The sequence below is a fragment of the Pinisolibacter sp. genome, assembly GCF_036782435.1.
Lineage (GTDB): Bacteria > Pseudomonadota > Alphaproteobacteria > Rhizobiales > Ancalomicrobiaceae > CALBKH01.
Window position 1 is genome coordinate 92,188 of sequence record NZ_DAIPZB010000012.1, and the last position, 11,135, is coordinate 103,322.

An 11,135-nucleotide genomic window follows, 5' to 3' on the forward strand; every position below is an offset into this window, starting at 1 on the left:
GCGAATTTCTCTTTCGCATCAGAGGCACGAGAAGTTCGCGTCGGGAATGAAACGGTCTTTTTCGATGCCCGCCGGTATGAGGTCCGGAGCACGGACGAACCGATACGGGCCCTCTTCCGCGACGCCTTCGCGGCCGACCCCGCGGCCGTCTTTCGGGCTCACGCGGTCATCGTCTCCGGCTCTCCTTCGGCTCGAAATCGACCATCTCGACGCCGCCGCGCAGGGGTCGGGGAGGCCCGCGATGCGGCGGAATCGGACTCCCGGCACGCCACACGAGGTCCGTGCGATCGGCGTCCGGTCGGTTCTCATACGAGTTCACGAAATTCGGACTCGTCCGAATTTCGTGGATTGCGGCCCGACCGGCCGACGCCCGTTCGGGCTCGCCTTCGCGGATGAAGTTCCGAACAGGTCGAAACTTCATCGGCTCGGTATCACCGGGCGCTTTCCGGGCTTCGGGTCTCGGAGAGGCGCAGCAGCTGCTGTTTCGCGTAAGCGGCGGCGCCGCGTGCGAGCGCGCTGGTCGCCGGCAGGTCGGCCGTCGCGGGGGCCGAGGCGATCTCGTGAACGATGGTCTGCGCCGTCGCCGTCCCGTCGACGAGGCCGCGCGCCGTCGCGTGGATCAGCACCATGTCCTCCTCGACATGGGGCAGGGCGTTGCGCAGCAGGTTGGCCAGCATGTCGAGGCGCGACCTCAATCCCAATTCGTCGAGCAGGAACAACATGTGGTCGAGATGGCCGGGATGGCGGATGGTCTTGAACGTGGCGTGGGCGACGTGGCCTCGGCAGAGGTCCATCAGACTGCGCGATCCGTCCGCGGTGACGAAGGCCTCGAAGGTGCGGCCGTCCCATTCGAAGGTCTCGTGGCCGCCGAGCGGCGGCACGTGGACCGGCCGGCCGTCGACGACGGTCTCGGCCGGGCGGGTGTACTCCCGGATCAGGCCGTTGACGTCCCAGATGTCGCCGTAGCCGAGCCGACCGATCGGCTCGCGCGGGATCGCCCCGACGCGCACCACCAGATCCTCCACCCGTTCGAAGCGCGACAGGAGATCCTCGACGAGGTCGTCGACGAGGCCCGGCGAAACGCCCGATCCCGGCAGCACGGCCGGTGCGTCGGCGCTCGCCTCGCGGCGCGCGAGGCCGGTCGAGCCGGGCTCGCAGAAGTCGATGTGGTGGATGCCGACCCGCGCCGCGACGGCCGCGACCGGCGCGACCAGGAACTCCGGCACCGCCGCGACGACGGCGTCGCCGCCGCGCAGGATGGCGGTGAGCTCGGCTTCCGCGAGGACGTCGCAGACCTTCGCCCGGAATCCGAGGCGTTCGGCGGCGTCGACCGCCTCGGGCACGCCGTCGACGAGCAGGGTCGAGATGCCGGGCGCATCGGCGAGGGCGACGGCGAGGGCGGTTCCGACGCGGCCGGCGCCGACGACGACGACACGGAAGGGTTTCATGCGCGCCTCCTCACTGATGGAACCGCGCGAGGAAGCCGCGCAGGCGGTCGCTCCGCGGATGGGCGATGATTTCGTCCGGGGTTCCCTGCTCGGCCACCACGCCCTGATCGAAGAACAGGACCCGATGGGCGACGTCGGCGGCGAAGGCCATCTCGTGGGTGACGATCGCCATCGTCATGCCGGCCTCGCCGAGCGAGCGGATGACGTTGAGCACCTCGCCGACGAGTTCGGGATCGAGCGCGCTCGTCACCTCGTCGAGGAGCAGCACCTCCGGCTCCATGGCCAGCGCCCGGGCGATGGCGACGCGCTGCTTCTGTCCGCCGGAGAGATGGGCCGGATAGGTGTCGCACTTCTCCGAGAGGCCGACCCGTCCGAGGAGATCGCGGGCATGGGCCTCGGCCTCGGCGCGCGGCTTCTTGGCGACGGTGATCGGTCCCTCGACGACGTTCTGGAGCGCCGTCATGTGCGGGAACAGGTTGAAGTGCTGGAACACCATGCCGACGTGCCGACGCAACGTGCCGATGCCGATCGTGTCGGCGCGGTCGCGGAACTCCTTGCCGATCGGCTTCTCGCGGAAGCGGATGAGCCCGTCGGTCGGCGTCTCCAGCATGTTGAGGCAGCGGATGAAGGTGGATTTGCCCGAGCCCGAGGGGCCGATCAGGGCCACCACCTCGCCGCGGGCGAGCGTCAGGTCGATGCCCTTCAGCACCTCGAGCGGGCCGAAGCTCTTGCGGATGCCGACGGCCTCGAGGATCGGCGCTTCCCGTGTGGTGTCGTTCATCGCGCGGATCCCTCTCAGTCGCTCGCTCTGAGGCGCTTCTCGACGTAGTCGGCGGCCTGGGTCAGGGGCAGAAGCATGGCGATGTAGAACAGCGCCATCACGGTGTAGGACTCGAGCGGCCGATAGGTCTGGCCGTTGACCACCGAGGCCATGTAGGCGAGGTCGGCGACCGAGATCACCGAGATCAGCGAGGTGTTCTTGAACTGGATCACCGACTGGTTGATGAACGACGGCAGCATCCGCTTGATCGCCTGCGGCAGCACGATGCGCCGCATCGACTGGCCACGGCTCATGCCGAGCGCCAGCGCCGCCTCCCGCTGCCCTCTGTCGATGGAGACGATGCCGGAGCGGAAGATCTCGGCATAGAAGGCCCCGACGTAGCAGGAGAGCGTCAGCAGCGCCGCCGCCCGGTTGTCGATCGAGGTGCCGAGCAACAGCGGCAGGGCGTAGTAGACCCAGAGCAACTGGACGAGCAGCGGGGTGCAGCGAAAGAGCTCCTGGAAGAGCCGCGCCGTACCGCGGAACGCCATCCACGACGACAGGCGCGCGGCGCAGACCAGTGCCCCCAGCGCGACGCCGATGACGATCGAGCCGAGCGTGTAGAGCACGGTGTAGACCACGCCCCAGACGAACAGGTCGAGATACTGCCCGACGACGTGGAAGTCCCATTGATAGGTCATGCGAGATCTCCCGCGGTCGGGTCGCGCCGAGATCGCGATCGGGCGAGGGTCGCGTCCGGGCCGGCCTCGATCATTGTCGGAGCGCTCGGCGGGCGTCGCAATCCAAAGCCGTGCGTAGGGCCTGTGGCCTTTCTTGTAGGCGCGCGCGGTGGGGTCATGCCGCCAGCCCTCGCGTTCCGGGTAGATCGACGGCGCGCGCCACGGCCGCGACGATGGTCGCGTGGGAGGTGGGCGTCACCGGCGCGAGCGGCAGGCGCAACTCCGGCGTCATCAGACCACGGTGAGCGAGGGCGTCCTTCACCGGCGCGGGGTTCGACTCGACGAACATCGCGGCGGTGACCTCGGCGAGCGCCTCGTGGAGACGCAGCGCTTCGGCGCGATCACCACGGCGCCAGGCCTCGACCAGCGCGACCACGGCCTCCGGCAGCAGGTTCGAGACGACACTGGTGACGCCGACCGCCCCGAGCGCGAGAAAGGGCAGGGTGAGGGCGTCATCGCCGGAGTGGATCACCAGATCCGCGCCGCAGGCGGCGCGGAGCCGCGTCACCCGTTCGACCGAGCCGCCGGCCTCCTTGATCACACGGACGTTGGCGTGCGCCTCCATCAGCCGGGCGCAGGTCTCCGGCGCGATCTCGACGCCGGTGCGGCCGGGCACCGAATAGAGCATCACCGGCAGTCCGGTCGCGCCCGCCACCGCGCCGTAATGGGCGAGGAGACCGGCCTGCGACGGCTTGTTGTAATAGGGCGTGACGACCAGGACGGCGTCCGCCCCCGCCTCCTCGGCGGCGCGCACCTTCTCGACCGTGCGCGCCGTGTCGTTGCCGCCGGCGCCGGCGACGACCATGGCGCGGCCGCGCGCCGCCTCCACGCAGCGCTCGATCAGGGCGCGGCTCTCGGTGTCGGCGAGCGTCGCCGCCTCGCCGGTGGTGCCGACCGGCACCAGACCGGCGATCCCGGCGGCGAGCTGGCGTTCGACCAGCGCATCGAAGGCGGCGAGATCGAGTGCCCCGTCGCGGAACGGTGTGACGAGGGCGGTGAAGACGCCCGCCCAGCGAGAGAGTTCGGCGGAAGCGGTCATGCGGCGTCCTTTCGGGGGCGAGAAGCGGTGCGGAAGAAGCAGCGGCGCATCAGTCGATGACCACCTTGGTTTCGGACATCTCGCGCATGGTGACGCGCACCCCCTCGCGGCCGAGGCCGGAGCTCTTCACGCCGCCGAAGGGGACGTGCTCGGCGCGGAAGTCGGGGCCTTCGTTGACCATGACGCCGCCGACGACGAGATCGCGGGTGAAGCGTTTGACGACGGCGTGGTCGTTGGTGAAGACGCCGGCCTGGAGACCCCAGCTTCCGGCGTTGACTTCGGCGATCGCCTCGGCCGGATCGCGGAAGGTGCGGATGGCGATCACCGGCCCGAAGGTCTCGTCGGCGATCACCGGGGCATCGGTGGCGACGTCGGCGAGCACCGTCGGTGCGAAGAGCGTGCCGTCGCGGCCGCCCCCGGCGAGGAGGCGCGCACCGGCGGCGACCGTGGCGCGGATCCGGCGCTCCACCTCCTCGGCGGCGGCGAGATCGATCACCGGCCCCATGTCGACGTCGTCGCGCTCGGGATCGCCGACGCGGTGGGCGGCCACCGCCGGCAGCAGGCGTTCGACGAAGGCGTCGGCGATGTCGGCGTGGAGATAGAGCTTCTTCACCGCCGAACAGCTCTGGCCGGCGATCTCGAAGCGATGGGCGACGGCGGTCGCCACGGCGCGGTCCATGTCGCCGTCGGGCATGACGAAGAGCGGGTCGTTGCCGCCGAGTTCCATCAGGCAGCGCACCAGACCCGAGGCGGTCTTCAGCGCCAGACCGCCGGTCGGGCCGCCGGTGAAGCTCAGGAGGTCGATCGGAGCGCGAGCCAGCGCGATCGCGGTCTCGGCCCCGCCATGGACCATCTGGAAGAGATGCTTCGGCCAACCGGCCTCCTCGGCCAGTTCGACGAGGCGCTGCGCGGCGAGCGGTGCCTTGGGCGAGGGCTTCGCCACCACCGCGTTGCCGGCGGCGATCGCCGGGCCGAGTTTGTGGCAGAGCAGGTTGACCGGGTAGTTGAACGGCGTCACCGCGCCGACGACGCCGACCGGTTCGTGGGTGATGCGGGCCAGCCGGTCCGCGCAGCCTTCGACGATGGCGCAGTGCAGGACCTCGCCGTCGAGGAAGGTGGCGGCGTCGCCGGACAGCCGCAGGGTGTTGCCGGCGCGGCGGATCTCGTTCAGCGCCTCGAAGAGAGTCTTGCCCATCTCGGCGGCGATCAGCCGGGCCATCGGCTCGGCCTCGGCCGCGAGGCGGTCGGCGAGGGTCACGAGAAGCGCCCGGCGCTCGGCCGGGGTGGAGCGGCGAAAGGCGTTCGCGGCGCTCTTGGCGCGGACGACGGCGGCGATGACGGCGGAGGCGTCGGCGATCGGAACTTCGCCGACCGGACGGCCGGAGAAGGGCGAGGCGACCAGGAGAGCTTCGCCCTCGATCGGCAGGCGATGCGGCAGGACCATGCGAACCTCGTCATCGTTCGGGGGAAGGGGAGGTATCGGAACGATCGGCGGAGGCGATCACCGCATCGATCGAGACGGGGCGAGCCGGCCAACGCCGGCCGATGAGATCGCCGGCAGTCGGCGCCGTCGCCTCGGGCCGCAGCGTCGCCGCGGCCTCGGCCACCCAGTGCGCGCAGAAGCGGCCCTGGCAGACGCCCATGGCGAAGCGTCCGGAGAGCTTGATCTCCCGTCCGCCGGGTGCGTCGGACCCGTCGAGGAGTTCGGCGAGATCGCCGACGCTGCGGCCCTCGCAGCGGCAGAGCACCGTCTCGCGCGGCAGAGCGGCGATCGGCGTCGGCGGGATCGCCGGGGCGAAGAGACGGGTGAGGACCGCCTGGACCCGCCGCTCGGCGGCGAGGCGAGCGAGGGCCTTCGAGGCGGTGGTGGACGTCCCGGCGAGGATCGCCGCGACCTCGGCGCCGACCCGCGCCCCGTCGATCTCGGCGGCGGCGACGCCGAGTACCTCGCGGCAATCGCCGGCATGGGCGACGAAGGGGCGATCGGCGGCGGAGACCGAGGGCTCCGGGAAGCCGCGATCGTTGGGACGGATACCGTCGTGGAGGGCGACGTGATCGGCGAAGAGGGTGCGGCGGCGCTCCCTTCGGTCGCGGAGTTCGACCCGGAGTGCGTCACCTTCCGCCGCGATGGTCTCGAGCGCCGTCGCCCGCAGCCAGGGGACGCCGGCCGCGACGATCCGGCCGAGGTGTCCGAGCGCCTCGACGAGTCGCGCCGGATGGGGCAGCAGCCCGAAGCCGGCGAGCGGACGGCGGAGCGGGTCGCCGGTCTCGACCACCGCGATCGGCGGACGCCCCGCGGCGATCATCTGACCGGCGAGGGCGACGAGCAGGGGGCCGGAACCGGCGAGGAGGATCCGCCCCTCGGGGATGCGTCCCGTTTCCTTCATCATCACCTGGAGGCCGCCGGCGGTGGTGACGCCGGGCAGTTCCCAGCCGGGGCGCGGACGAACCCGTTCGAGTGCGCCGGTGGCGACGACGACGGCGGCGGGGCGAGCGGCCTCGACCCGGCCGGCGGTGCGGTCGTCGAGCAGTGCACAGCCGGCCCCGTCGATGCCGAGGAACCCGGTGCGCAGCCGGACGCGGATGGCGGGATGATCGATGCCGGCGACGAGGCGCGCCCATCGCGTCTCGCTCTCCGCCCCGATCGGCCGGGGCGTGACGCCGGGGATGGGTCGTCGGTGATAGGCGCCGCCGAGCGCCGGGCGCAGCTCGACGAGGTCGACCGCATGACCGACCGCGGCGAGATGGGCGGCGGCGGCGAGCCCGGCGGGGCCGCCGCCGACGACGAGGACGGGAGCGGGGCTCATGGTGCGGCCTCCGTCGGTTCACCGGCGCTCTCGACCGGTACGCCCTCCACGGCCGGGGTGAGGCAGGCTTCGACCACCCGTCCGTCGACGCGAACCAGGCAGTTCTGGCAGGCGCCGATGCCGCAGAAATAGCGCGCCACGCGCCCGGCGGGATCGCGGCCCAGAGTTCGAACCCCGGCGTTCGCCAGCGCCGCGGCGATGGTCTCGCCGTCACGGAAGGCGATCGGCACGCCGTTCCACGGGAAGGTCTTCGCGCTCATGCGGCGGCCATCCTTCCGGTGAAGCGGGCGGGGTCGAAAGGCGCGAGGTCGATCTCACTCGGCCGACCGAGGATGGCATCGGCGGTGGCGCGGCCCATCAGCGGGCCGAGGCAGATGCCGTCGCCCTCGAAGCCGGTGGCGACGCGGACGTCGCCGCTGCCGACCGGACCGACGAGGGGGAGGCCGTCGACGACGGCGGTGCGCAGGCCGGCGAAGCTGCGCAGCAGCCGCACATCGGCGAGGCCGGGCACCAGCGCGACCGCATCGGCGAGGACGTGGGCGATCGCCTCGAGGTCGGCGACCGGACGCTCGGCGTCGTTCTCGCGGGTGCCGCCGACCAGGAACTGACCGGTGCGCAGCGGATCGATCACCAGTCCGTAGCCGCGCGGCGAAACCGGCGGACCGCCGGTGGCGCTCGCCTTGGAGAGGAGGTAGCGCGCCGACATGATCGCGCCCGGCAGGCCGCGGGCGAGGGCCGGCGCGCGCTCGGTGACGAGGAGCTGGCCGCGTCGGGGGCGCAGGACGTCGCCGAGCCCGAGGAGGGCCGCCGATCCACCTCCGGCGGCGATGACGACGACATCGGCGTCGACGGGGCCGCGATCGGTGTCGAGCCCGAGGAGGCGGCCGGTCGACGGAGCGCGACGCAGGCCGGTGACGCGGCGATCGCGATCGATGCGCAGGCCGCCGGTGTGCACCAACCGGCGGACGATGTCGTAGCCGATGGCGTGACCCTCGCCGCGCACCTCGATCGCCGCGCGGGCCCGATCCGAGAGAGCCGGAGCGACGATGGGCAGCCGAGCGGCCGAGATCGGATCGACCGTGACGCCGACCGAGGCGAGAGCGGCGGCGTGCCCCTCGAGGACGGTGGCCTCCGCTCGGTCGGCGGCGACGAGGAAGGTCGAGCGGGTGAGATAGAGCCCGTCGAGGACGCCGCTCTCGGCGAGTTCGCGATAGAGGCGAATGCCGGCGAGGGCGGCCTGCATCATCGGGCCGGGTCGCTTGGAGGCGACCGAGACCGCGCCGTCGGCGGCCCCGGTGGCGGCCGCGACCGGCGCATGGGCCTCGACGATACGCACGTCGACGCCGGCGCGGGCGAGGAACCACGCGGTCGAGACGCCGACGATGCCGGCGCCGACGACGGCCACGCGAAGATCGGAGGGGAACGCCACGTCGGACACCTTCCGCTGATCCGAAGACGGCGTCAGTGTCGGGTCGGCGCGTCGCCGGTGTCGATACAAGAACGGCGAGCCCTCTCCTCGCATTTTTTGTATCGTCGGAACGTCCGTCCCATCCTACCGAGACGGCTCGACACCGAGTGGCCCCATGCCCAAGCTGAATCTGACGCTCATCCAGACCTTCTATCAGGTGGCCAAACGCGGCTCGTTCTCGGCCGCGGCGCGCGAGCTGAACCTCTCCTATCAGTCGGCGGCCAACCACGTGCGGCGGCTGGAGCAGATCCTCAAGGATCGGCTGATCGATTCCGAACAGGGCGCCAAGCAGGTGACGCTGACGCCGCGCGGACGGGCGCTCTACCGCCTCCTCGATCCCGAACTCGAGGTGATGCTGGAGCGGCTGTCGCTGCTGCTCGAGAACCAGCGCTCGACCCTGCGCATCGGCATGCCGCAGGCGATCTTCTATTTCCTCTTCCCCGGCATCATGGCCGAGCTGCGGGCGCTCCACCCCGATCTCGAACTGGCGGTGTTCGAACGCGACACGGTGCTCGCCGAGCTCGTCGCCTCCGGCAGCCTCGACGTATGCCTCTCCGAACGCTACTTCGGCGATCCGGTGATGCCGCAGCAATTGCTCGGCACCTATCGGCTGAGCCTCGTGCATCCCCGGTCCTGGGGGCCGTCGCCGGCACCGGACGACATCCCGTCCTGGGCGATCGGCCGGCCGCTCGTCACCTTCGAGCCGGGCCAGACCCTGCGCAACCACGCCATGAACTTCCTCGGTCAGACCGGTGAGACCATCTCTCCGTCGATCTCCGCCTCCGGCAGCTCGAACATCCGGCGCTGCGTCGAGGAGGGGCTGGGCTTCGCCATCATTCCGTCCTGGTGCGTCGGCGCGCACGACGAGCGTATCGCCGCGGTTCCACTCGAGAACCTGCCGGAGATCCGCGTCTATTTCGGCTGTGCCGGCTATCTCACCGCAAACCCCTACGTCCGCGACCTCTCCGAGATCTGCCGGCGACGTCTGGTGGGTAGCGTGCTGCGACCGCCATCGGGGGACGTGAACGACCCCGGCTGACCGCGTGTTCCTACAAGAAATGGGATAGGACACCCCGGCTTTCTAGCATTGTTCCCGGCTCGGACGCACTCGACACTTCTCGTCAGGATCACGTCGAGATCGACACGGATCCGTAGAGAGGGAGAGCGGGACATGAGTTGGTGGAAGAAGATCCTCGGGGCCGTCGCCGTGGTCGCTTCGCTGGGCGCGACCGCCGCCCATGCCGACGGCACCGTCGACCAGATCCGCGCCCGTGGCGTGCTGAAGATTCCCGGCATCCTCAACGAGGACCCCTATTTCAACAAGGATCCGCGCACCGGCGAGTGGCGCGGCTTCGCCATCGAGATGGCGCGCGACGTCGCCAAGACCCTCGGCGTCAAGCTCGAGGTGGTCGAGAGTTCCTGGGCCAACTCGATCCTCGACGTGCAGAGCGGCAAGGTCGACGTCGCCTTCGGCATCACCGCCACGCCGCAGCGGGCGCTGTCGGTGTCCTTCTCCAACCCGACCTACTTCAACAGCTTCGTCATCGTCTCGCCGAAGCCGGAGCTCGAGGGGATGAGCTGGGCCCAGCTCAACGACTCGAAGTACACCTTCTCGGTCGACATGGGCTCGTCGCAGGACCTGATCACCCAGCAGTATCTGCCCAAGGCCAACATCCTGCGCTTCAAGACTCGTGACGAGGCGATCGTCGCGGTCGCCGGCGGCAAAGCGGACGGTCTCGTCAACACCATGCTGAACGGCCTCGTCATGACCAAGAAGGTCGCGACCCTCGGGACGGTCAAGGTGCCGACCCCGGTTCTGTCGACGCCGTCGGTGGTGGCGATCAACCAGAATGCCGATGCCAACTTCAAGGCCTTCGTCTCGGCCTGGGCCGACTACAATCGCCGCATCGGCAACAACCAGACCTGGATCGTCAACAGCCTCGGCACCTTCGGCATCAAGCTCGACGACATGCCCAAGGGCTTCGGCTTCGGCGGCTGACGAAGGCGCGCCGAGCGGACCCGTCGTGCCGAGCCGCGACGTTCCGCCCGGCGTACGACCGGAAGACCCTTCGCCGGTCCGCGGCGAGCGCTCGCGGTCGACCCGGACCGCCCCGGACACGATCTCCGGCGACACCGTCCGCCCGGACCGGGCCGACGCTCGCCCGACCCGTCATGGGAAACCGGCGGTCTTCGACCTCGACCGTCCGGCGGGTGCAAAACGGCGGCGGAGCCTCGACTTCGTCTCGGATCGGCCGACCGATGGCCGCCGCTTCCGCATTCCGACGATCGTCGAGACCGCACCGGCGAGAACATCGCCCCGATCGCCGACACGTCGCTCTCGGAAGGGATCCGAACCCCGACCCATCGTTATGAACGCGTCGGTGGTGCCGACCGCGTGCCGAAAGAACGGCGCGCGAAGCCGAATTCAAAATCGGCCATCTTTCTAAGATATTGATTTCATTGAAGAAAACTTGTGCGCGGAAGGGCATCGAATTGTGCACATAACGATATGTTTTTATTTGAAAATTTTTGTTTCTGTTTTTGCAATGCCCCCAAACGTCGCCGGCTGACCTATGTAGCGATCGCTTCCGGTGGTGGCGAGTGCTTTTCGCGACAATGGTGCCACATCCTTTACGTGCGCCGAGAGCCTGCTGATTGCTTGCCTCGCAGGCCCTCCTAATGAGACCTATTGCGGCTTGCCCATCATATTGAACTGATCCGCCAAATGCGCCTCAGTTCAATTCCCCGATGGCGCTGCGGTTGGGCCGCACCGCGTTCCCTGCTAGAACGGCGGATCGGGAGAGACGCTGTGCCATCACACGGCCCTGAATCCGGGTTAACGGTCAGGCGTTGAGGATTCGAGCGAGATAGCC

The 11,135-nt window shown here is 69.9% G+C and carries 11 protein-coding genes; 2 read left to right on the forward strand and 9 right to left on the reverse strand.

Features of this window, described 5'->3' with window-relative positions; genetic code table 11:
- Positions 1–18 precede the first annotated feature (18 nt).
- From V7Q42_RS07460 to V7Q42_RS07500, 9 genes are all read right to left on the reverse strand, one after another.
- The gene (locus V7Q42_RS07460) at positions 19–162 is read right to left on the reverse strand and encodes a hypothetical protein (RefSeq protein WP_333823292.1); all 144 of its coding nucleotides are present in this window, start codon (positions 160–162) and stop codon (positions 19–21) included.
- Positions 163–431: 269 nt separating this feature from the next.
- Entirely contained in the window at positions 432–1,448 is a 1,017-nt protein-coding gene (locus V7Q42_RS07465; RefSeq protein WP_333823293.1) for a saccharopine dehydrogenase family protein, read from the reverse strand.
- A gap of 10 nt (positions 1,449–1,458) precedes the next feature.
- On the reverse strand, positions 1,459–2,229 hold the full coding sequence (locus V7Q42_RS07470; RefSeq protein ID WP_333823294.1) for an amino acid ABC transporter ATP-binding protein: 771 nt from the start codon (positions 2,227–2,229) through the stop codon (positions 1,459–1,461).
- A gap of 14 nt (positions 2,230–2,243) precedes the next feature.
- Complete coding sequence (locus V7Q42_RS07475; protein ID WP_333823295.1) at positions 2,244–2,909, reverse strand: amino acid ABC transporter permease; 666 nt, start codon at positions 2,907–2,909, stop codon at positions 2,244–2,246.
- A gap of 154 nt (positions 2,910–3,063) precedes the next feature.
- On the reverse strand, positions 3,064–3,987 hold the full coding sequence (gene dapA / locus V7Q42_RS07480) for a 4-hydroxy-tetrahydrodipicolinate synthase (RefSeq protein WP_333823296.1): 924 nt from the start codon (positions 3,985–3,987) through the stop codon (positions 3,064–3,066).
- A gap of 49 nt (positions 3,988–4,036) precedes the next feature.
- A complete protein-coding gene (locus V7Q42_RS07485; RefSeq protein ID WP_333823297.1) occupies positions 4,037–5,431 on the reverse strand; it encodes an aldehyde dehydrogenase family protein in 1,395 nt (464 codons plus the stop codon).
- Positions 5,432–5,441: 10 nt separating this feature from the next.
- A complete protein-coding gene (locus V7Q42_RS07490; RefSeq protein WP_333823298.1) occupies positions 5,442–6,794 on the reverse strand; it encodes an FAD-dependent oxidoreductase in 1,353 nt (450 codons plus the stop codon).
- On the reverse strand, positions 6,791–7,054 hold the full coding sequence (locus tag V7Q42_RS07495) for a 2Fe-2S iron-sulfur cluster-binding protein (RefSeq protein WP_333823299.1): 264 nt from the start codon (positions 7,052–7,054) through the stop codon (positions 6,791–6,793). Before V7Q42_RS07495 ends, V7Q42_RS07490 begins: the two co-directional genes overlap by 4 nt.
- Positions 7,051–8,223: an NAD(P)/FAD-dependent oxidoreductase gene (locus V7Q42_RS07500; RefSeq protein WP_333823300.1), complete on the reverse strand. Its 1,173-nt coding sequence runs from the start codon at positions 8,221–8,223 to the stop codon at positions 7,051–7,053. Before V7Q42_RS07500 ends, V7Q42_RS07495 begins: the two co-directional genes overlap by 4 nt.
- A gap of 154 nt (positions 8,224–8,377) precedes the next feature.
- On the opposite strand from V7Q42_RS07500, the gene V7Q42_RS07505 reads away from it, so the two are divergent.
- Both V7Q42_RS07505 and V7Q42_RS07510 read left to right on the forward strand, forming a co-directional pair.
- A complete protein-coding gene (locus V7Q42_RS07505) occupies positions 8,378–9,301 on the forward strand; it encodes a LysR family transcriptional regulator (RefSeq protein ID WP_333823301.1) in 924 nt (307 codons plus the stop codon).
- A 132-nt stretch (positions 9,302–9,433) separates the two neighbouring features.
- Entirely contained in the window at positions 9,434–10,261 is an 828-nt protein-coding gene (locus tag V7Q42_RS07510; RefSeq protein ID WP_333823302.1) for a transporter substrate-binding domain-containing protein, read from the forward strand.
- Positions 10,262–11,135: the final 874 nt, after the last annotated feature.